General features: G+C 65.5%; 17 protein-coding genes, 1 tRNA gene and 1 pseudogene. 8 read left to right on the forward strand and 11 right to left on the reverse strand.

What is annotated here, in order from left to right; translation table 11 throughout:
* The first annotated feature begins 136 nt into the window (after window positions 1-136).
* From LDH74_RS18350 to LDH74_RS18365, 4 genes are all read left to right on the forward strand, one after another.
* Window positions 137-1,048 (forward strand): DUF5806 family protein, encoded by a 912-nt coding sequence (locus LDH74_RS18350; RefSeq protein WP_226040120.1) that lies wholly within the window; start codon window positions 137-139, stop codon window positions 1,046-1,048.
* A gap of 56 nt (window positions 1,049-1,104) precedes the next feature.
* Complete coding sequence (locus LDH74_RS18355; protein WP_226040121.1) at window positions 1,105-1,536, forward strand: hypothetical protein; 432 nt, start codon at window positions 1,105-1,107, stop codon at window positions 1,534-1,536.
* 92 nt (window positions 1,537-1,628) lie between these two features.
* On the forward strand, window positions 1,629-3,101 hold the full coding sequence (locus tag LDH74_RS18360) for an aldehyde dehydrogenase family protein (protein ID WP_226040122.1): 1,473 nt from the start codon (window positions 1,629-1,631) through the stop codon (window positions 3,099-3,101).
* Between the two features lie 60 nt (window positions 3,102-3,161).
* Window positions 3,162-4,085: a hypothetical protein gene (locus tag LDH74_RS18365; RefSeq protein ID WP_226040123.1), complete on the forward strand. Its 924-nt coding sequence runs from the start codon at window positions 3,162-3,164 to the stop codon at window positions 4,083-4,085.
* A gap of 74 nt (window positions 4,086-4,159) precedes the next feature.
* Here the strand turns inward: LDH74_RS18365 and LDH74_RS18370 are convergent.
* The 6 genes and pseudogenes from LDH74_RS18370 to LDH74_RS18395 form a co-directional block, all read right to left on the reverse strand.
* Window positions 4,160-4,243, reverse strand: a tRNA-Leu gene (locus LDH74_RS18370).
* Window positions 4,244-4,629: 386 nt separating this feature from the next.
* Window positions 4,630-4,971 (reverse strand): ferredoxin, encoded by a 342-nt coding sequence (locus LDH74_RS18375; protein WP_226040124.1) that lies wholly within the window; start codon window positions 4,969-4,971, stop codon window positions 4,630-4,632.
* A 143-nt stretch (window positions 4,972-5,114) separates the two neighbouring features.
* A complete protein-coding gene (locus LDH74_RS18380; protein ID WP_226040125.1) occupies window positions 5,115-6,065 on the reverse strand; it encodes an oxidoreductase in 951 nt (316 codons plus the stop codon).
* A gap of 85 nt (window positions 6,066-6,150) precedes the next feature.
* Entirely contained in the window at window positions 6,151-9,171 is a 3,021-nt protein-coding gene (locus LDH74_RS18385) for a PAS domain-containing protein (protein WP_226040126.1), read from the reverse strand.
* 107 nt (window positions 9,172-9,278) lie between these two features.
* Window positions 9,279-9,422: pseudogene (locus LDH74_RS18390) on the reverse strand (peptidylprolyl isomerase); the annotation flags it as partial.
* Window positions 9,423-9,694: 272 nt separating this feature from the next.
* The gene (locus LDH74_RS18395) at window positions 9,695-10,213 is read right to left on the reverse strand and encodes a peptidylprolyl isomerase (RefSeq protein WP_226040127.1); all 519 of its coding nucleotides are present in this window, start codon (window positions 10,211-10,213) and stop codon (window positions 9,695-9,697) included.
* 151 nt (window positions 10,214-10,364) lie between these two features.
* Between LDH74_RS18395 and LDH74_RS18400 the strand changes: the two genes are divergently transcribed.
* Window positions 10,365-11,336: a succinylglutamate desuccinylase/aspartoacylase family protein gene (locus tag LDH74_RS18400; protein ID WP_226040128.1), complete on the forward strand. Its 972-nt coding sequence runs from the start codon at window positions 10,365-10,367 to the stop codon at window positions 11,334-11,336.
* A 36-nt stretch (window positions 11,337-11,372) separates the two neighbouring features.
* Here the strand turns inward: LDH74_RS18400 and LDH74_RS18405 are convergent, their stop codons facing one another.
* Window positions 11,373-12,131, reverse strand: a complete 759-nt coding sequence (locus LDH74_RS18405; RefSeq protein ID WP_226040129.1) for an SDR family oxidoreductase — start codon at window positions 12,129-12,131, stop codon at window positions 11,373-11,375.
* A gap of 598 nt (window positions 12,132-12,729) precedes the next feature.
* Between LDH74_RS18405 and LDH74_RS18410 the strand changes: the two genes are divergently transcribed.
* Complete coding sequence (locus LDH74_RS18410; RefSeq protein WP_226040130.1) at window positions 12,730-14,103, forward strand: MATE family efflux transporter; 1,374 nt, start codon at window positions 12,730-12,732, stop codon at window positions 14,101-14,103.
* 590 nt (window positions 14,104-14,693) lie between these two features.
* Here LDH74_RS18410 and LDH74_RS18415 read toward each other — a convergent pair.
* Window positions 14,694-15,467 (reverse strand): IclR family transcriptional regulator, encoded by a 774-nt coding sequence (locus LDH74_RS18415; protein WP_226040131.1) that lies wholly within the window; start codon window positions 15,465-15,467, stop codon window positions 14,694-14,696.
* Between the two features lie 195 nt (window positions 15,468-15,662).
* Here LDH74_RS18415 and LDH74_RS18420 point away from each other — a divergent pair, with 195 nt between their 5' ends.
* Window positions 15,663-16,859 carry an acyl-CoA dehydrogenase family protein gene (locus LDH74_RS18420; RefSeq protein WP_226040132.1) on the forward strand — a complete coding sequence of 399 codons (1,197 nt, stop codon included), beginning with the start codon at window positions 15,663-15,665 and terminating at the stop codon, window positions 16,857-16,859.
* A 6-nt stretch (window positions 16,860-16,865) separates the two neighbouring features.
* Window positions 16,866-17,864, forward strand: a complete 999-nt coding sequence (locus tag LDH74_RS18425) for an MBL fold metallo-hydrolase (protein ID WP_226040133.1) — start codon at window positions 16,866-16,868, stop codon at window positions 17,862-17,864.
* Here LDH74_RS18425 and LDH74_RS18430 read toward each other — a convergent pair.
* From LDH74_RS18430 to LDH74_RS18440, 3 genes are all read right to left on the reverse strand, one after another.
* The gene (locus LDH74_RS18430) at window positions 17,837-18,826 is read right to left on the reverse strand and encodes a TIGR03617 family F420-dependent LLM class oxidoreductase (RefSeq protein ID WP_226040134.1); all 990 of its coding nucleotides are present in this window, start codon (window positions 18,824-18,826) and stop codon (window positions 17,837-17,839) included. The two genes, LDH74_RS18425 and LDH74_RS18430, sit on opposite strands and share 28 nt — an antisense overlap.
* A gap of 81 nt (window positions 18,827-18,907) precedes the next feature.
* Window positions 18,908-19,846 (reverse strand): D-2-hydroxyacid dehydrogenase, encoded by a 939-nt coding sequence (locus LDH74_RS18435; RefSeq protein ID WP_226040135.1) that lies wholly within the window; start codon window positions 19,844-19,846, stop codon window positions 18,908-18,910.
* Between the two features lie 3 nt (window positions 19,847-19,849).
* Window positions 19,850-21,424 carry an AMP-binding protein gene (locus LDH74_RS18440; RefSeq protein WP_226040136.1) on the reverse strand — a complete coding sequence of 525 codons (1,575 nt, stop codon included), beginning with the start codon at window positions 21,422-21,424 and terminating at the stop codon, window positions 19,850-19,852.
* Window positions 21,425-21,690: the final 266 nt, after the last annotated feature.

The following is a 21,690-nucleotide window of genomic DNA, read 5'->3' on the forward strand; positions in this document are numbered from 1 at the left end:
TCGAACTCTCATTCATACGCGAGCCGTTTACGGTCGGTAGCGACCGCGAGCCTCGAGTGACACGGTACTGCCGCCGTCCGACGGTCGAACTCGCTCGAGAACAACCCTTATCTCGGATTGCTGGTAATACGCGGGCATGGACGAGGACGGACCGAACGCAACTCGACTCGAGGCCGAGACGGAATCGGCGGCCGACGCGGAGGACGACGGCGATGTCGCCGATGCGGATGCCGCTTCCGATGCCTCCGACGCCTCCGATGTTTCTAATGCGGACGCCGCTCTCGACTCGGACGCGTCCGAGTCGGCGGCCGCTTCCGATTCGGATACTGCCCCCGATTCGACAGCTCCAGCGGAACCGACCGACACCGATCCGGCGGGTGACGGCGACGCTGCAGACGTCGATGCCACCGACGACCCAGCTGGCGACGTTCCTGACGATCCCACTGTCGACGCTTCCGACGGGGATGACGATGCGAGCGGTCACGAGACCGAACCCGACGATACCGGCGGCGGGTCGATGCCGGGCGTTCCGGACCCCGAGCCGCAGGAGCACGACGTTCCGGAGGACGTCCGGAAGTACGCCCGCTTCAAAAAGATGGACGGCGCGCAGTACGAGCGAGTCAACGAGTTCCTGCGGGAGCGGACCTACATCACCGCCCGCGAGTGGGCCATCGCCCGCCTCTGTTCGGACTTCCGGACCGAGACCGGCGTCGAGATGACCAAGATCGGTGAGAACTTGCCCGAGCTCATCCCCTTCATGACCGATACGTACACCCCCCAAGCGGTCAACCAGGCCCGTTCTTCCTTCGAGGACAAGGTTCGGACCGCCGGCGCGACATTCCTCTACGGTGCGATGTGTGACTTCTTCACCGCCGAGGAGCTCGACGACGTCATGTACGAGGCGACGGAGGTCGCCAAGTTCCTGCTCGAGGTGGAGGGCGTCGACCTCTCGGTCGAGGACGAACTCGAGGCCGAAGAACGCATCTCGAGCGTGATGCGCGAGGTGCGCGAGGCCAGTGAGGAACTCCGCGAACGAGACGACGAGTAGCTCGCGGGGACGACAGAGAACTATAATATGGCTGTAGCGAATCGATCGGCACACGAATGAACGGTTCACGTGACGCCGGGGCGGAGTCGGTCGACGAAGGAGGGCTGTCGCCCGCCCTGCTCGGGATCGGCGTCGGCGTCGTCGACGTGGCGGTGTTCGCGTATCTCGGCCTCGAGCTGGTCGACGACCCGATCTTCGGTGCGTTCGTCGGGCTCGTACTCGGGATCGGAACGTACCTGTTTCTTCCCGGGGCTATGGCGAAGGATCGCGAACGGGATACCGACGACCTCGAGCCGGTGGCCGTCGGGACCAGAGTCCGGAGCTTCCACCGGACGGCGGCCGGACTCGCGCTCCCGCCGGCGGGAATCATGCTGTTCGCGTGGCGGCTCATCAACGACTCCCTCCTGCTCGGCGTCATTGGAACGGCCGTCATCGCGCTGGCGATCTACGTCCCGCTCGCGGTGTTGCTCCCGCGACGCCTCGCCTGAGACGGCCCCCTGTCAGTCGGTTCCAGTACACCCGCGATTCGTTGCACCTGCGAGTGTGTTCCTTTTCCCCACTCGAGAGGTAGGCCTCCCGTATGACTGACCTTCCGCTGACACCCGAACACGGCTGGGAGTCGCTGTACCTCGCGGGTAGCTGGACCGACGCCGGCGACCGGGACGCGATCTCCGACGAGAACCCGTACACGCGCGAGGAAATCGCGAGCGTTCCCGCGGGCACCGAAGACGACGTCGACGCGGCCTACGAGGCCGCGGCCGAGGCACAGGAGGCGTGGGCCCAGCAGCCGCCGCAGGCTCGAGCGGGCGTGATCAACGCGGCGATCGAGTTCGTCGGGGATCACCGCGAGGAGATCGCCGACTTGCTGGCTCTCGAGTCCGGCAGCGCGCCGGTTAAGTGCGAGGCAGAGATTCAGACCGCCCGCGGGATGATGCAGGAGGCGGCGAGCTACCCCTTCCGAATGAGCGGCCAGCACATGGACTCGATTACCCCGGGAAAGGAGAACACCGCCGAGCGGGTCCCCGTCGGCGTCGTCGGCGTCATCTCCCCGTGGAACTTCCCGCTGCATCTCTCGATGCGAGCGGTCGCGCCGTCCATCGCGGCCGGGAATTCGGTCGTGCTCAAGCCCGCCTCGAACACGCCCATCACCGGCGGCCTGCTGCTCGCGCGGATCTTCGAGGCGGCCGGCGTGCCGGAGGGCGTCCTGAGCGTGCTTCCCGGCCGCGGCTCGGAGATCGGGGACGCGGTCGCCGGCCACGAAATTCCGCGCGTCATCGCCTTCACCGGCTCGACAGAGATCGGCCAGCGCGTCGCGGAGAAGGCGGCCGGCAACTGCGCGCTGCCCGCGCTCGAACTCGGCGGGAACAACGTCCACGTCGTCACCGACGAAGCCGACCTCGAGCGGGCCGTCGACGGCGGCGTCTTCGGCTCCTTCCTCCATCAGGGGCAGGTCTGCATCTCGACCAACCGTCACCTCGTCCACGAGTCGCTGTACGACGACTACGTCGACGCGCTGGCCGATCGAGCCGCGTCGTTGGCGACCGGCGATCCGACCGCCGATGAGACGATCATCGGTCCGATCATCGACGAGAGCCAGCGCGATCAGATCGTGGAGTACATCGAGGAGTCGATCGACGAGGGCGCGACCCTCGAGACCGGCGGCGATCACGACGGCCTCGTCGTCGAACCCACCGTGCTCTCCGACGTCGACAACGACATGGCCGCGGCCTGCAACGAACACTTCGGTCCCGTGGCACCCGTGATCCCCTACTCGAGCGACGAGGAGGCGATCGAACTCGCGAACGACACGATTCACGGCCTGTCGGGCTCGGTCCACAGCGAGAATCTCGAGCAAGCCCGGAAAATCGCCGACGGGATCGACACGGGGATGATCCACATCAACGATCAGCCGATCAACGACGAGCCTCACGTCCCCTTCGGCGGGATGAAGCAATCGGGCATGGGCCGGTACAACGGCGAGCAGATCCTCGAGGAAGTGACGACGACCAAGTGGATCTCGGTCCAGCACGAGCCCCGCGAGTACCCGTTCTGAGACCCGCGCGGCCGCGTAATCGTAATTCTTATCATAATATCAGGACACCAACCAGTAGGTATGGAACGCCGAACCTACTTGGTCACCGCTGGAATCGGCGCATCGTCCCTCCTCGCGGGCTGTCTGAGCGACGACCCGAGCGATACCGAGTCCGACAGCGCCGGGTCCGACGGCGACGACGAAACGGACCCCGACGGCGATGAGTCCGGAACCGAAAGCGAACCGGACCCCGGCCCGGTCATCGAGACGTACCTCGAGGCGGCCCAGGCGGAAAACCCCGACGCGATGGCCGAAGTCGTCCACAGCGCGAGCCCGTTACAGGGCCTTCTCACCGATCCCGAGTGGGAGTTCGAATCGAGCGGCTCCGTCGACCTCGACGCCCTCGAGACCGAGGTCGTGACGGCCGACGGCTCCATTGCGGACGTCCGCGAGCTGGAGGGTGCCGAGTTCTGGTTCGCGGAGTCCGACCTCGAGGCCGAGATTGGCGACGAGGAGATCACGCTGGTCCGTGCCGAACTGGACGGCGAGGAATCGACCGGCGAGACCGGCGTCTACGCGCTCGTGACCGAGGACGACGAGTGGAAGGTTTTCTGGGTCGGCAGTGAGGACGAAATCTCGGAAAACCCCGAGGAAACCTTTGAGGCGGAGATCATCGACACGGACGACGACGTCGTCGAGCGGATCGAGTGGGACGTCGACGCGGTGGACGCCCCCGAGGGATCCGACTTCGAAACCGGGGACTACGCCCGCGTCCACCTCACGGACTCGCCCGGCCTCGAGGCTGACCTGATCCGGACCGAATCGACCGTCGCCGGCGCGGAGTTCGAGTTCTACGGCGAGGACGAAGACGAGCCGTCGACGTCGTGGGCGGGAACCTGGGCGAACGTCCAGCTCGATCCGGCTGGCGATCAGATCGTCGTGACCGCCGTTCGCGGTGACACCGAGACGGTCGTCCATCGGGAACAGTACGAGCCGTCGGACTGATCCCGTCAGTCGGGACCGCGGTTTTCGGCTCGAGGAATTCGAGCACGCACTCGTCATGAATCCTTCGTGACGAGTGCGAGGGTTGGGATTTGAACCCAAGGACCCCTACGGGAGCGGGTCTTAAGCCCACCGCCGTTGGCCTGCTTGGCTACCCTCGCACAGAAGTGCACTCGAGGATAGCGGCCCACCCGGAATGTGCGTTTCGATGTCCGTGCCACTGAATAGACGTTCGCGCTTCGAACAGGCGAATAGCTGTTGTCTCCGTGAGCGAACGAAGTGAGCGAGCGGCCGAGGAACCCCCGGAGGGGGTGACGACGGCTTTTGCTGGAGCTTTTGCCAGTGACGCGAGCGAGAGCGCGGCGCCGTGCGCCGCGCGGAGACGAACGGGTGAAACCCGTGAGTTCGCGAGCGGAACGCAGCAAAAGGTCCCGGCGTGATAAGCCCACCGCCGTTGGCCTGCTTGGCTCCCCTCGCACAGAAGCGCACTCGAGGAGAGCGGCCCACCCGGAATGTGAGTTTCGATGCCCGTGCCGTGCTCGAGCCCCTACCAGTCGACGCTCAGCGTGCCGTCGCCGTGAGGATCCGGCGCGATCTCCTCGTCGGTCCGGCGGTCGACGACGTGGATGCAGCCGTCGTCTTTCTTCGCCGGACAGACCTCCGCGGCGCGAACGTTGTGCTCGAGGTCCTCCTCGCCGAAGAAGTACTCGTTCGGCTGTGCCATGCCCGAGGCGATGGACATCTCCCAGTTGGCGCTGACCTCGGCGCACTTGCCCGCGCCGAAGCACTTGTTGGCCTCGAAGATGATCTTGTAGGGTTTCTCGTCGACCGGCGGCGCGTCGCTGGAACCGACATCGCTGGCGCGTTGGATGCCGTCGTCGTCGCTCATGTGTACCCGTTCGAGCGAGCCGTCTTTCGCGTTACGGTTGGCGCGAACGATGAGCCATCGGCCCGCTCGAGGAACCCGGCGGTCTCGCCGTTTGGCTCGCGCCCGAGGGGCCGCAATTGGAGCAGTGAGTGCGATCCGTTCCGCTACGCCGGCACCTCTTCTTTCGGCTTCGGCAGGTCGTACGTGACGCCGGTCAGGTCTTCCGAGACGGCCCACAACCGACGGGCCGTCTCCTCGTCGTAGGACCGATCCGAGGAGGCCTGTCGCTCGGGTGTGCCACGCATGTTCTGGAAGCCGCCGGGGCCGTAGTACGCGCCGCCCTCGGCGTCGGGTGCGGTCGCAGCATAGAGCGTCGGGAGCGCACCCATCTCGGCCGACTGTGCGACCACCGTGTTCATCAGTTTCATCGCCGCCATTCGGAGCCGACTCCCGCTCTGCTCGGGCCCGCGGTACTGCAGTTGCGTATTCGCGTAGCCGGGATGCACTGCCATGCTCTGTGCGTTCATATCTGCGGTGAGGAACCGTCGCTCGAGTTCGTACGCGAAAAGCACGTTCGCCAGTTTCGACTGGGCGTAGGTGCTCCACTTGTCGTAGGACTCCTCGCCCTGGAGGTCGTCGAAGTCGATCTCGCCGCTCTCGTGAGCCCCGCTCGAGACGGTGACGACCCGTGCGGGCTCCTCGCCGTCGGTCGCCAGGTTCTCGAGCACCAGGCCGGTAAGTGCGAAGTGACCGAGGTGGTTGACGCCGAACTGGGTCTCGAAGCCGTCCGCGGTCTCCGAGCGCGGGATCGCCATGACTCCCGCGTTGTTGATCAGCACGTCGATCGCCTCGTCTTCGAGCCCCGCCGCGAAGGACCGAACGGACTCGAGGTCACCCAGGTCGCACTCCTCGACGCGCAGGTCGGCGTCGGGAACGTCCTCGCGAACGTCGTCGGCCGCGTCCTCGCCGCGCTCGACGCTCCGGCAGGCCATGATCACCGTCGCGCCGTTGCGCGCGAGTTCGCGAGTCGCCTCGAGGCCGATGCCGCTGTTCGCGCCCGTGATGGCGATCGTTCGGCCGTCCTGATCGGGAACGTCGTCGGCTGTCCAGCTCATAGGCGTTCTATACCGTCCGGGCCCTAAATGGGTGCGCCGTGGGTGATCCGGCAGGTGCTCGAGCGGGACGGACGAGACGGCGGTACTACTCCCGCGCTTGCGAGGCGGACAGCGTAAACGAGAACGTCGCGCCTTCCCCGGGCTCGGAGTCGACCCAGATCTCGCCGCCGTGGCGTTCGACGATGCGTTCACTGAGCGCGAGCCCGATACCCGTCCCCTCGTACTCCTCGCGGCTGTGGAGGCGATCGAAGATGGTAAATACCCGATCCTGGTTAGCCGGGTCGATGCCGATTCCCTCGTCGCGGACCGAGACCACCCACTCGTCGCCCCGCCGGTCGGCACCGACGTGGACCCGCGGCGACTCGTCGCCGCTGTACGTGATCGCGTTACTCAGCAGGTTCTGGAGCACCTGTCGCAACTGGCTGGCGTCGCCCTCGACGCGGGGCAGCTCCTCGACGGTGATCTCGGCACCGCTCTCCTCGAGCTGTATCTGGAGGTCCTCGCGGACGTCCTCGAACACCGCGTTCAGATCCGTCGACTCGAACGGATCGCCCTGCGTTTCGACCCGGGAGTACTCGAGCAGCCCGTCGATCATCTCGCGCATCCGGTCGGCCCCGTCGACGGCGTAGGCGAGGAACTCCCGGCCGTCCTCGTCGAAGGCGTCGTCGTAGCGCTTCTCGAGCAGCGTCAGGTAGCTCGTGACCATCCGGAGCGGTTCCTGCAGGTCGTGGGAGGCCGCGTACGCGAACTGCTCGAGTCGCTCGTTCGATTCCTCGAGCTTTCGCTGATACTCCCGGCGCTCCGTGACGTCCTGCACCACGACCATGCCCGCGAAGATCTCGTCCTCGCCGTTCCTGACGGGGAGCGTGTGGGCGTACAGGTGACGGTCGTACCGTTCGACTTCGAAGGAGTTCGTCTCTCCGTCGAGGGCCGCGTGAAAGTACTGCTCGATCTCGTCGACCAAGTGGTCCGGATGGAGCTCGTCTATGCTGCTCCCGACGCGGTCTTCCGTGGCAACGCCGATCTCATCGAGGAGTTGCCCGCCCACGGCCGTGTACGTGAGGTCCTCGTCGAACAGGCCGACCGCGCCTTCGGGGAAGTTCTCGACGAGGGTCCGGTAGCGGCGCTCGGACTCCTCGAGCCGCCGTTCCCGGGCCTTTCGATCGTTGACGTCCCGGACGATGCCGACCCGGTGCCACCGACTGTCGTCTTCGGGCAGCATCGCGAAGGTCCCCTCGACTGGAAGCGTATCGCCGTCCGCCGTCCGAAGGTCGGCTTCGACGGAGGGCCACTCGACGTCCGTATCCGCGGTGGCGATTTCCAGTTCCCGGACCGTCTCGGCCACCGCGTCGTCGACGACCGCGGACGCGTCCGTGCCGACGAGTTCGTCGGGGGTGTAGCCGAGCATCTCGGCGTACGTGTCGTTGACCATGGTGAACCGTCCGTCCTCGTCGACGACGTAGACGCCGTCGTTGACGACCTCGACGATCGTTTCGTACCGCTCGAGGTCGTTCTCGCGCTCGACCTGTTCGGTCACGTCCTGGGCGAAACTCAGCCCGGCGAAGATGTCACCGTCGCCGTCGCGGAGCGGTGTCGCCCAGACGCGCCAGTTTCGGCCGCCGAACGCCGTTTCCGTGCTACCGGTTTCGCCGTCCTCGACGGCCGCCCGGAACAGCGGATCGAGGTCTGCGACCGCCTCCTCGGGGAACACATCGGGCATTCGGCTCCCTTCGAGTCGGTCCGCGGACGGGAGCACCTCGCCGAGTATGGTACCCTCGGTCAGCGTATACTCGAGATCGCGGTCGTAGACGCCGACGGCACCGTTCGGGAAGTGCTGGGCCAGCGCCCGGTAGCGGCGCTCGGACTCTTCGAGGCGGCGCTCGGACTCGCGGCGTTCGGTGATGTCCTGGGACATCCCCAGTGCGCCGAAGACCGCGCCGTCGTCGTCGCGAATCGGGACGATCCGCGCGTCGTAACTGCGATCGTTCGACGTCAGTTCGAACGTACTGGCCTCCCCCTCGAGCGCGGCCTCATAGCGCGGGACGAGTTCGGTAGCCAACGCCGGCGGCAGCACCTCTTCGAGCGGTTTCCCCTCGAGCTCTTCGATCGTGGCATCGGCCGCCTCGAGCGGAGTACCGCCGACCGTCTGATAGCACAACTCCTCGTCGACGAGGGTGACGGCCCCGTTCGGGAAGTGTTCGACGAGCGTTCGGTATCGCTGCTCGGACTCCTCGAGCTCTCGTTCTCGCGTGCGTCGTTCGGTAACGTCGCGGAAATAGACGGAGAGACCGGTCGCCGACGGATAGGCGCGAACCTCGAACCACGCGTCGAGCGGGTCGGGGTAGTACTCCTCGAACGTGACGGTCTCCTGTTCAGACATCGCCCGTTCGTATTCCGATTTGAACGCCCGTTCGCTGGCTTCGGGGAACGCCGCCCAGATGTTCGCGCCGACCAGCTCACGCCCCTCGGGGTTGATCAGTTCGTGTGCGCGCTCGTTGAAGTAGGTGAACCGCCACTCCTCGTCGAGCGCGAAGAAGGCGTCCGAGATCCGACCGAACAGCTCCTCGCGTTCGGCGTGTGCCCGCTCGTTCTCGACGGCCGAGGCGAGGACGTCCGCGATGCGTCCCACGAAATCGGCGTCGGATTCGGTGAACGCTCGCCGTTCGGTCGCGTACGTCTCGAGGATGCCCCACGGCTCGCCGCCCGAGCCGATCGGGACGCTGATACCGCTCACGGTGTCGAGATCGGTGAGCGACGCCGGGCCGCTCGTCCCCTCGTCCGCGCGCAGGTGGTCGACGACGATGGGCTCCTCGGCGGGGCTGGACTCCGCCGACCGCGAGTCTCGATTCAACACGACGGTCGCATTCCCGACGGCCCCCGCCGTGCAGCCGATGCCCGCTCTGCAGACGCCCTTCTTCCCGTCCGGTAAGCGCTCGAGGACGACACAGTACTCGGTATCTAACGTCTCGGCGACGGCGGCCGTCGCATCGCGGCAGAGCCCATCGAAATCGGCCCCCGCCAGCGCCTGCTGGCTCAATTCGGTGATGACCTCTTGTCGGCGAAGACGCGCGTGGAGATCCGCATCAGTCGGCGAAGACGTACCCATTCGACAGCACATAGTCGCGCAGGTGATAAAACGTCTCGGTCACTCGCGGCGTCGATACGGGCCGTCACGTCGCTCGAACGCCACGTCGAAGAAACGGCGGTTCGCGCCTCGATGGTGTCGCCCGTCTCGGGATCGATCCACGCGCGCTCACCCGTCGCGAGGCCGACAAAATTCTCGACGGTCTGCGGTGCGCGCTCGTCGTAGAGTTCGATGTCGATATCGCCCTCGCTCGTGCGTATCGTCGCCGTCATCCCCCGCTCGTAGCCCCAGCTTCGGACGACCCACTCGCGTCGGGTCCCGTTGCTTCCGTCTCATCCGAATCATCCCCCGCACAGCCGGCGAGCGGCAGGGCGAGACTCGAGGCGGTTCCGGCCAGTAGCGTTCGTCGATGACAAGTGATACCGTTCGTGGATTCGGCACCGAAGTAACGATATCGGCTCTGCTGCCGGTGACGTGTACCGCATCCCGCTCGAGCCGAGCGCCGAACCGCCAGAAAAACGTCCGTGACCGGTCGATCGACGCGTTACTCGTAGTCGACGGAGACGGACTCGAGGACGACATCTTCTTTCGGCTGGTCGTTGGCGTTCGTGTTGACGTCGCCGATCTCGCGAACGACGTCCATGCCGTCGGTGACCTTGCCGAACACGGAGTGGCGGTCGTCGAGGTGGGGCTGGGGACCGAGCGTGATGAAGAACTGCGAGCCGTTGGTGTCGGGGCCGGAGTTGGCCATGCTCAGGACGCCCTCGTCGTCGTGGCGGAGCTCGTCGTGGAACTCGTCGTCGAACTGGTAGCCGGGGCCGCCGCGACCGGTCTCGGTCGGGTCGCCGCCCTGAATCATGAAGTCCTCGATGACGCGGTGGAAGGCCACGTCGTCGTACAGCGGCTCGCCGTCGACTTCCTCGCCCGTTTCGGGGTCTTCCCAGGTCTTGCCGCCAGTCGCGAGCCCGACGAAGTTGTCGACGGTCCGGGGCGCGCGCTCGTCGTACAGTTCGACCTCGATGTCGCCCTCGTTCGTGTGTAGCGTCGCAGTAACGTCTCCCATATCCTCAGGGACGGCGGGACGAGTGAAAACGCTAGTGGTCTCGAGTCGGCGACCACTGAGCCCGCATCCACCGATCCATCGGACGACGGGACGGACACGTCTGCCGGCGGCCGGCCGCAGGTACATACCGCGGGACGTGGAACGTCCGGGCATGAGCGAGGGTACGCACACGGCTGAACAGGTAACGCTCGCACGGTTGCCGTCGGGAGTCGAACTGACGACGACGGTCCACACCTATCGCGGCGGCGAATCGGGCCCGACGCTGTACGTGCAGGCGGCCCAGCACGGCCGCGAGATCAACGGGACCGAGGTGCTGCGACGGTTCCACGAGCGACTCCCCCTCGAGTCGCTGTCGGGGACCGTGATCGCCGTCCCCATCGCGAATCCGCTGACGTTCGATCGCGTCTCCTACACGACGCCGGAACAGCTCGATAGCGTCAACCCGAACATGAACCGGATCTGGCCGGGTGACAGCGACGGGAGCCTTCACCAGCGCATGGCCGCCCGGCTCTGGGAGTTCGTCACGGCGGCCGACGCCCTCGTCGACCTCCACACGGGGAGCCCCAACATGCTCCCCCACGTCGTCTACCGCGAGGACGACGAACGCTCTCGCAGCCTCGCCGACGCCTTCGGAACCGACCTCCTCCTGTCCGAACAGGCCGACGAAGACGCTCCCGACGAGTGGCACCACCGCGGTTTCGCGGGAAAGCTCCGGGTGGCCGCCGCCGAGAAGGGGATCCCGTCGATCACGCCCGAACTCGCACACAACAAGCAGATTCTCGAGGACGTCGTCGACGAGGGCGTCGACGGCCTGCTCGACGTCTGCCGGTATCTCGGTCTCCTCCCCGGCGACGTTCCCGATCGCGACCCGATCGTCGCCCGGAACCACCTCGGGCAGGTCACCGCCGACGACTCCGGGCTCTTCCGGCCGACTCCGTCGCTCGAGGTCGGCGAGTCGATCTCCGAGGGAACGGCCATCGGGACGGTCTATCATCCGGCGACGTACGAGCCGCTCCACGACGCCCGCGCGGACCGCGACGGGGTGCTCTACGCGCTCACCCGCGAGGCGACCGTGACCGCGGGCGACCAGCTCGCGAGCGTGGCGCTGGTCCGCGAGGAGTGACCGACCGCAGGTCTCGGGGCGAGCAAACGGGCCGGCTCAGGCCGAAAAGCCGCCGTCGACGACGAGTCCGTGGCCGTTGACAAACGAGGACTCCTCGCTGGCCAGGAAGAGGATCGCGTCCGCGATCTCCTCCGGTTCGGCGAGGCGTTTGAGCGGATACTGCTGAATCATTCGCTCGCGAGCCTTCTCGGGATCCTCCTGATCCTCGAGATACTGGTCGAGCAGGGAGGTCTCGGTGAAGCCGGGACAGACCGTGTTCGCGCGGACGCCGTACGGGCCGGCCTCCGAGGCGACCGCTCGCGTCATGTTCAGAACCGCGCCCTTGCTCATCGAGTAGGCGGACTGCTTCGGAAGCCCGAGGATGCTCGCCAGCGAGCCGACGTTGACGATGGCGCCGTGGCCCTGCTCCTTGAGGTGGGGGAGCGCCGCGTGACAGCCGTTCCAGACGCCCTTGACGTTGATGTCGATGACGAAGTCCCGGACGTCGTCCTCGAGGGTCTCGAGGCTACCGGCCGGATGGCCGGTCCCGGCGTTGTTGACCATCACGTCCAGTCCGTCGTCCTCGGCGACCGCGTCGACCACCGCGTGGAACTGATCGCTGTCGGTCACGTCGAGTTCGTGGAACTCGGCGTCGCCGCCGGAGTCCTCGATGGCCTCGGCGACCGCCCGTCCGCCCTCGGTGTCGATGTCGGTCACAATGACGCGTGCCCCTTCTTCGGCGCAGCGCTCGGCCGTCGACCGACCGATCCCCGACGCCGCACCCGTGATAACTACGGTTTTGTCTTCGAGTCGCATACGTCTCGCATCGAACGGCTGATACATGAAATCGTTCATAATTACCGCGTTCGAGAATTATTCTGTCACGTACGTCTGGAAACCATCGAACAGTGGAAACTTCTTCGCCGTGATCGTCGGTCGGTCCCGTCTCCGCGGCCTACCCGTGACGGTCCGCCTCGTGATCGGTGAACGCACCGGCCGGGAATCACACAGTTTCAATCTGATAACTATACTGATGCTACTCACAACGTATCGAAACTCAGATCATACTGGTTGTTCCGTCAGTCTCCTCCCGACTCGAGCAGCGAAAATCGACTAATACTCTCGGTAGATGCCTTGTCGATGATGAATCGGTCGGATCGAACGTACGAGAGTGTATTCTTCTCCGATCGGTGTCTTCACCAGTAGAGACGCCGATAGTGTGCGATTTACACTGTATAGACTGTTATTGGATCGTAATCAGCAACTCACTCGAGCGGACGGATACCTGCGCGTCTATCGCTCACCTATCGATACCACAAACTATATCTGTTTCTGTTAGGATAGTATCGATAATCCCCTCGGCGTTTGCCCGGACCGACACCTTGATTCGGCCGATGGCCGTCGCCGACGGTGTATGGCCGAGCTCAGCGGTTGCGTCCGGACCGTCTGGCGGCGGACCCTCTCGCTCTCGTGGCCACTCGCCGTCCAGCAGACGTTCAACACGCTGATGCGGACGGTCGACATCGTCGTCACCGGCCTGTTCTCGCCGGCGGCCGTCGCCGCGGTCGGGCTAGCCGATCTCTACGCCCAGCTCCCGCTGCGGCTCGGGCTCGGGCTCGGAACCGGCGCGATCGCCCTCTCGAGTCAGGAGACGGGACGGGGTGTGGTATCGACCCGTGACCGGTCGATCACCCAGGCGTTTATCATCGGATTTCTGGCGGGCCTGCCGCTCCTGCTCGTCGGATTGACGCTGTCGGGTCCGCTGATCGCCCTGCTCGGGGCCGAACCCGCGGTGGTCGACATGGGCGGTCAGTACCTCGCGCTCGTCTTCGCGGCTGCGCCGATGCGTATCGTCGGCCTGATCGGCGCGCGGTCGTTACAGGGGACCGGCGACACGCGGACGCCGATGGTGGTCAACGGCGGCGCGAACGTCATCAATATCGCGGCGACGGTCGGCCTGGGGCTCGGACTCGGCCCGTTCCCGAATCTGGGCATCGTCGGCGTCGGGCTGGCCACGGCGGTCAGCCGGACGATCGAGGCCGTCGCGATCACGGCCGCGGTTGCCAGCCCACGGACGACTCCCTCGTTCGCGCGACCGCGTAGCCTAACCATTACGCGCCAGCTCGTGGCGGTCAGCCTGCCGAACGTCGCGGAGGGACTGAGCACGTCGCTCGCGAACTTCCCGTTCAACGCGCTCCTGTTGACCTTCGGGACCGACGTAACGGCCGCCTATCACATCAGTCGGCGGGTCTATCAACAGTTCAGCGGACCGCTATACCGCTCGTACAGCGTCGCCGCGAGCATCATCGTCGGTCAGCTGCTCGGGGAGGGGGACCCCGACGAGGCGCGATTCGCGGGGCTGGCGATCACGGCGCTCAGCGTGCTCACGCTCGGACTCGCCGCCGTGGTCCTGGTCGCCGGCGCGAGACCGATCGCTCGACTGTTCACGGGCGATCCCGCCACGCTCGAGCACGCGGCCGCCTTCACTCGCGCCTTCGGCGTCTCGATGCCGTTCTTCGGGCTGTTCTTTCCGCTGTCGGGCAGTCTCCGCGGCGCGGGCGATACGCGGACGCCGTTTTACGCCCGGTTGACCGGGACCACCCTGTTTCTGCTCGGCTTCTCGTACCTCGCCGGAGTCACGCTCGGCTACGGACTCCTCGGCGTGTACGCCGGCATCGTGCTCAGCTACGCGTGGTGGGCCCTCGTCGTCGGGCTGGGGTTCCTGTGGGGTGACTGGGCGGCCGGTGCGGCGGCGATGATGGCCGAACGAGCGGAGCAACCCGAGTAACTACATTGATTCGGGTCCGACGCGATCGATCGAGTGCCGAACCGTCGCTCTGCTCGTCGCCCGTTTGGCGACTTATATACCATATCATTTCTGCCATGTCTTCAATATTATATTTTTATTGGTATTTTCCCCTCTCCCGTTCTCTCACATCGATCTACTCGAACTGGGTCGCTTCCGACGTATTTCTTTGGAAATATGATCGCGTGGCCGTTTATTAGGCTATATTTGAGGTGGAGATGAACGATACTCAGGCGTTGACTCTCTCCACGCTCTTCGGCGACAAATATCTGACATATTTTACAATGTACTATCGTACCGTCATCTGTGGGAACTGTCGTTCTCGTCCGGTTGGACTCGAGAGCTCGAGTCGTCAGTCGGTTCACGTCACCGTCGCAGCGACGCGGTCGACGAGAAACAGAAAATTACGTTCATAAGGGTGTAATTCTTCGGTGTGGCGGTGGACGGGAACGCGTCGCGAACTCCGCTTGGGGGGTGCGACGAGGCCGATCCGCTCGGCGGTCGTTCACTGTGGGGTTCGGTGCTGTCGTCTCGAGCGACGCCGCAATATCGTGTTCACTCCCATTGAACAACTACGAGAACATCATATTCACTTCGATCGTGTTCGCCGTCGACAGTAGCTGATCCTGGAAGTCGGTCTTTTCCCATTTGTTCTCGAGCTGGTGTTGTGGTCCGGCGACGCTGACGGCCCCGTAGACGGTCCCGTCGGGGTCCAGTATCGGCGCGCCGATCGCATTGATTCCGGGCAGGTACTCCCCGCGAGTGTACGCGACGCCCTCGTCGCGAACCGTTTCGAGTTCCTCGGAGAGCGTCTCTCGGTCGGTGATCGTCTTCTCGGAGAACGCGGGGAGTCCCCACTCGTCGATGATCTCGTCGACGCGTTCCTCGGAGAAGTGTGCGAGCATGGCCTTCCCGCCGGCCGAATTGTGGAGGTAGGTGTGCGTCCCGATGTCGATATCGCTCGTGAACGACCGAGGCCCCTCGCCGATGTTAATGACCGTTCCGAGTCCGTTCTGGTGTGTCGAACAGAGCACTCGTTCCCCCGTTTCGTCCGCGAACTTGTCGATTGGCCCATCGGACGCCGCGTACAGCGGTTCGGCGTGTTTGACGTGTTCGCCGAAGGAAAGAAACCGCAGACTCAACCGGTATTCGTCACCTTTCTGGACCACGTACCCTTTCGAGCGCAGCGTCGTCAGATGGGCGTGGACCGTACTCTTCGCCAGCCCCGTTCGCTCGGTGAGATCCGTCACACCGGCCCCCTCAGCCTGCCACAGCGCCTCGAGCACGTCGAGCGTTTTGACCACCGCTTCGATCCGCGCCCCCCCGTCAGTGCCTGTTGTTGCCATACTTCACGTTCGACGAAGCGAACTAAAACTGTTCCGCTCTGCTGAACGCTACTTCCCCATGAAAAAATCGTGTTATATTCTCATTCCCGGATTTTATCGGCTCAGTCGACCGAACGCGGGCGAATCGGTTCACACACTGTCATTGAAAGACTGTAACACGGTAACGCTTAAGTATCGAGTTATATGAGATATGTTATGGACTTTAGCGAACCGTCCGAAGCCGTACAGATCAGGAAGGCCCTCGACGACTTTATCGACCAGGAAGTCGCGCCGCTCGAGAACGAGTACGATCAGTTCCTCGGCGCGGACTACGAGAAGGAGATCGTCGACGACGACCATCGACAGGTCCCCGAGTACCGAAATATCGTCGAACAGATTCGACAGAAATCGGTCGAAGCGGGCTTCTACGGGATGACGATGCCCGAGGAGGTCGGCGGCGGCGACATCGACATTCTCACGCGCGCCATCGTCGGGGAGCACATGTCGAACCGGCCGCCGGGCTTCCACAGCGCCATCTTCGGCGGGGCCGGCGGACCGACGCCCATCCTGCTCGAGTGCGACGAGGACCAGCGCGAGGAGTACCTCGAGCCGCTTATGGACGGCGAGATCACTACTTGCTTCGCGCTCACCGAGCCGGGTCACGGCAGCGACGCCCACCACATGGATACCAGCGCCGAGAAGGACGGGGACGAGTGGGTCATCAACGGACAAAAGTGTTTCATCACGAACGGCCCCTACGCCGACTTCACGATGGTGTTCGCACGGACGAGCGGCGAGGACGGTGACCTCGAGGGGATCACGTGCTTCCTCGTCGACGACGACAACCCCGGCTTCGAGGTCGGCACGATCCACCGCGCGATGGGGATGACGCCCGGAACCCACTCCGAACTCTACTTCAACGACTGTCGGGTCGGCGAAGACCAGGTACTCGGCGAGGTCGGCCACGGATTCCAGGCGGCGATGAGTTGGATCGGCGGCGGGCGGATCAACATCGCCGCGGGCTCGGTCGGCACCGCGCAGTTCCTGCTCGACATGTCCGTCGAGTACGCGCGCAACCGGGAGACGTTCGACAAACCGATCGGCCACCGGCAGGGGGTCTCCTTCCAGCTCGCCGAACTCGCGACGGACATCGAACAGGTCCGCCAGCTCTACCGGTACGCGGCCTGGAAGATGGATAACGGCGAACGCGCGCGCAAAGAGGAGTCGATGGCGAAGCTCCGGGGCGCGAAACTCGCCAACGACGCGGCCGACATCGCGATGCAGGTCCACGGCGGCGCCGGCTACATGAAGGAGCTCCCGATCGAGCGCAACTATCGCTCGGCCCGCGTCTTCCGCATCTTCGAGGGGACCGACGAGATCCAGAAGCGGACGATCGCTCGGGAACTCATCTAACTCCCGATGGACGACTCGACGGAGCGGGGACCCGAGGCCGCGCCGACCCGCGTCACGCGGCTCGACTTCGACATCGAGTGGCCGCCGAAACACGCCGCGGCGTACCTGCTCGAGGAGCCGGCGCTCACCCTGATCGACACCGGCGATCCGGAGGCGCCTGCAGAAGCGACGATCCGAGAGGAACTGGCCGCAAAGGGGTACGACCCCGCCGACGTCGAGGCGGTCGTCGTCACGCACCCGCACAGCGACCACATCGGCCAGGTCCCGTTGCTGCGCGAGGCCGGTGCGACGGTGTACGCCCCCCGGCCGGTCCTCGAGCAACTCGAGCGCGAACCCGACGATCTCGCGGCGGGTGTTCGCCAGATCGGCCGGTCCGCGGGCTACCACGGCGAAGCGATCGAGCGGGAGGTCGAGCGCGCCAGGTCCTCCCTCGAGCGCAACCGCCGGTTGCTCGCGCCCGAGGAGACCGTCCCGTTCGAATTCGGCGAGCCGTTCGTCGTCGCGGGCCGCGAGTTCGAGGCCGTCCACACGCCCGGCCACCAGATCCACCACGCGAGCCTCGCGACGGAGCTGAACGGCGAGCGCGCCCTGTTCAGCGGCGACGCGCTCATCGAGCCGTTCCGACCCGGCGCGATCCACGTCGGCCTCGATTTCGGGGCCTACGAGGCCGTCGACGCCTTCCACGCCGCGATGGACCGACTCGAGGGGCGGACCGTCGATCGCGTCTTCCCCGGGCACGGCCCGATCTTCACCGAGTACGAGCGCGCGATCGACACCACTCGATCCTCGCTCGAGGAGCTGACGGGGGAGACGTTCGAAGCGGTCGCGGCCGTCGGGCCCGCGACGCCGGTCGAAATTACCCGGAACCGCACTGGTGAGTTCCGCCATCCGGCCCAGTTGCTCGACACGCTCGGCGCGCTCGGCACGCTCGAGACGCGAGACAGGATCGAGTACGAGGACCGCGACGGCGTCCGCTACTACTCGGTCAGAAAGGCCTCGCCGTGATCGAGCGGGAGGACGACCCGATCGGCGATGCCGCCGTAGACGGCCTCGGCCTGAGAGAGTAACTCTTCGGGCGGCGCTTCGATCGCGAACGTCGCCACCATCTCGTCGGTGACGAGGTCGGTCATCTCCTCCCAGCGCTGGTCCCTCGAGAGGTCGTGTAGCTCCTCGCCGACGGAGCGCCAGCCGTGGTGGGCGAGCACGTCGTGGTAGGTCCGGGTGCTGCCGTAGAAGGCGATGCGTCGGCGCACCTCCGCCCGCGATCGCTCGCGTTCCTCCTCGGTGTCGCCCGTCACGACGAACGGGCTCGCGGAGAGCGACACGTCCTCGAGCGAGCGGTCCTCGCGGTCGGCCCCCTCGGCGACGGTCGGTGCGATGACCTCGTCCGTGTAGCCGGGGGTGTTGAACGGGTGCATCGCCAGCCCGTCGCAGAGTTCGCCCGCGAGCCGGATGTTGTACTCGTTGACGCCCGCGATGTAAATCGGGACGTCGGGATGGTCGATCGGTCCCGGATTGAAGTTGTCCGTCATGAGCGAAAACGAGTAGTGCTCGCCGTCGTAGTCCAGTTCGGCCTCGCCCTGGAAGACGTCGAAGATGTGCCGGAGGGACTCGACGACCTCCCGCAGTCGGGGTCCCGGCGACGCCCAGTCCACGCTGAATCGGCGCTCGTTGTGGCCCTTGACCTGCGTGCCGATTCCGAGCGTGAACCGGCCGTCGGTATACTGCGCGAGGTCCCACGCGGCGTACGCGAGCGCCATCGGACTGCGGGTAAACGACAGCGCGATGCGCGTCCCCTGCTGGATCGTGTTCGTCCGATCCGCGATCAGCGGGTGGGGGAGAAAGGCGTCGTTGTCCATCTCGGGCGTCCAGACGCCGTCGAATCCGAGGGTTTCGGCGCGTGCGGCGGCCGCGCCGGAGTCGGTCGACAGTCCGGGCACCATCGCGTCAATGCGAAGATCTGACATACTCGATGCTCGACGTGACGGGGCTTCAATCTATGGCCGCGTTTCGCGACCGTAACGGAAAACGGAGCGCCGATTTTCGGCTCAGACGACGCGGTTCTCGAGGCCCTCGCCCTCGCGGAACCGATCGTAGTTTCGCAGGAAAACGTCGGCGCAGCGCTCCCAGTAGTGGGGGGTACTGCCGGCCATGTGCGGCGTCACCAGCACGTCGTCGCGGTCCCACAGCGGCGACTCCTCGGGCAGGGGCTCCTCCTCGAAGACGTCCAGCGCCGCCCCGCCGAGTTCGTCGGCCTCGAGCGCGTCGACGAGCGCGGACTGGTCGACGACGCCGCCGCGGGCGATGTTGACGAGTACGGCGTCGTCCGAGAGCGCCGCCAGCGCGTCGGCGTCGATCAGCCCCCGCGTTTCGTCGGTCAGCGGACAGGCGAGCACGAGGTAGTCGCTCCGGGCCAGGACCGACTCGAGCCCGTCAGTGCCGTAGATCTCGTCGACGCTGTCGGGCGCGTCGGTCGGATCCCGTTTGGTTCCGATCACGCGGGCGTCGAACGGCCGGCAGTAGTCGGCGACTTTCGAGCCGATCGCGCCGACGCCGACGATGCCGACCGTCCGATCGCCGAGTTCGCCGCCCGTGTACCGGTCCCACTCCCGGCGGTGCTGTTGTGCGACCGCGCGATCGAAGCACCGCTCGAAGTGGAGCAGGTAGCCGAGCACCTGCTGCCCGATCGGTTTCGCGTGGATCCCCGAGACGCTCGTTAGCGCCACGCCGTGGTCGGCCAGCGCGTCGTGGTCGAAGAAATCGGTGCCAGCGCTGAGCGCCTGCACCCACTCGAGATCGGCGGCCGCCTCGAGCACGTCGTCCGGCAGCCGATGCGTGACGAGCACGTCGGCGTCGTCGACGGCCCCGAGCAGTTCGTCCTCGTCTTCGACGTGCTCGAGGTCGATATCGGGCCGGCGCTCGCGGATCTCGTCGGTCAGGATCTTCCCGCCGCCCGAGAGAACGTACGGTGTGACGATGACTCGCACGGGTTACTGATCCTCCGATTCCTCACGGTCTTCGAGCCTGTACTTCTGAATCTTCCCCGAGGTCGTCCGCGGGAGTTCGTCGATGAACTCGACCTCGCGGGGGTGTTTGTAGGAGGCGACGTTGTCGAGGAAGTACTCCTTGATCTCCTCTTCCGTGACGTCGACGCCGGGCTCGACGTTCGGGACGGTGACGACGTAGGCCTTCGGGACCTCGTTCCGGCGCTCGTCGGGGATCCCCACCACCGCGCCCTCGGCGACGGCCTCGTGTTCGGCGAGGAGTTCCTCGAGTTCGCTCGGGTAGATGTTGTAGCCGGCGGAGTTGATCATGTGCTTCTTCCGGTCGACGATCTCGTAGTAGTTGTCCGCGTCCCGGCGGGCGATGTCGCCGGTGCGGAAGAAGCCGTCCTCGGTGAACGCCTCCTCGGTCGCCTCGGGCATGTTGTGATAGCCCTTCATCACCTGCGGGCCGCGGACGAGGAGCTCCCCTTCCTCGCCGATGCCGACGGTCTCGCCGCTGCCGTCGACGATGATCGCCTCGGTCATCCGCGTCGGCTGCCCGATCGTTCCGTGGCGCAGGCCGAACGTCGAACCGCTCTGGGAGTGGGTCGCGCCGTTCGTCTCCGTGAGCCCGTACCCCTCGCTCATCTCGACGCCGGCGGTCTCCTCGAACTCCTCCTGGACCGCGATGGACATCTTCGCACCGCCCTCGCCGGCCGACTCGAGGCTGGTGAGGTCGTACTCGCCGAAGTGCTCGCTGTTGATCATGTCGACGTACATCGCGGTGACGCCGACGTAGTGGGTGATTCCCTCCTCCTCGATCAGTTCCATGGCGGCGTCGCCGTCCCAGTTGGCCGCACTCCGGAGGTAGACGCTGCCGCCGCGAATCAGCGGCTGCCACGCGGTGTGGGTGAAGCCGGTGATGTGGTACAGCGGCAGCCAGACGAGGCTCCTGACGTCTTCGTCCTCGAGCGCCTGCTCCTGGGAGAGGACCGAGAACGTCTGCGCGCGGAAGTTGCGGTGTGTGAGCTGGACCCCCTTCGGTTTCCCCGTCGTCCCCGAGGTGTAGGGCAACAGCGCCACATCGTCGTCGGCGCGCTCGACGAACGTTGCCTCGCCGCGGACGTCGTCGAAGGCGCGGAACTCGTCGGTCTCGGTGCCGACCGAGATGACGACCGGATCCCACTCGATTTCGGCGAGCGCCTCCTCGAGGAAGGGCTCTAACGCCTCGTGGGTGAGTACGGCCGACGCGTCGGTATCCTCGAGCTGATAGGTCAGCTCCCGCTTGCGGTACTGGGGATTGACCGGCGAGACGATCACGCCGGCCTTGAACGCGCCGAGCGCGCCGAGCAGGTACGGCGGGCAGTTCGGCAGGTACTGCAGGAGGACGTCGCCGGGTTCGATCCCGAGGTCGGCCAGTCCACCGGCAAAGCGCGAGCTCTCGGTCTTGAGATCGTCGTGGGTGAGCGTTTGTCCATGATACTCGATCGCCTGCGCGTCACCGTGGAGCCGGGCGGTCTCGTCGTGGAGTCGCGCGACGTTCCCCTCTCTGGAATCCTTGCTAACACTTGCCAAGTCCATGGTGAATGCCACCACGGAATGCTATAAAATAGTATCTATGTCTGGCAAGAGATCGAGTCCCAGTTCACCAGTCCGTTGTCTCACACCGACTCGCCGCTTACCAACGGTGTACGCGTCCGGCACTGTCGCGGCGTCGTCACGTGTCGCGCTTCCAACCGATCACGCGACTCGAGAAACGCGCACTGTGGTACCGTCCACCACAAACTATTTGCGTTCGGTCGAGATATCGGATATCGATGACACGATCCGCCGGACGGAGGAACACC

Origin of the sequence: Natrinema sp. DC36 (genome assembly GCF_020405225.1) — an archaeon.
In the GTDB taxonomy this organism is placed as follows: domain Archaea; phylum Halobacteriota; class Halobacteria; order Halobacteriales; family Natrialbaceae; genus Natrinema.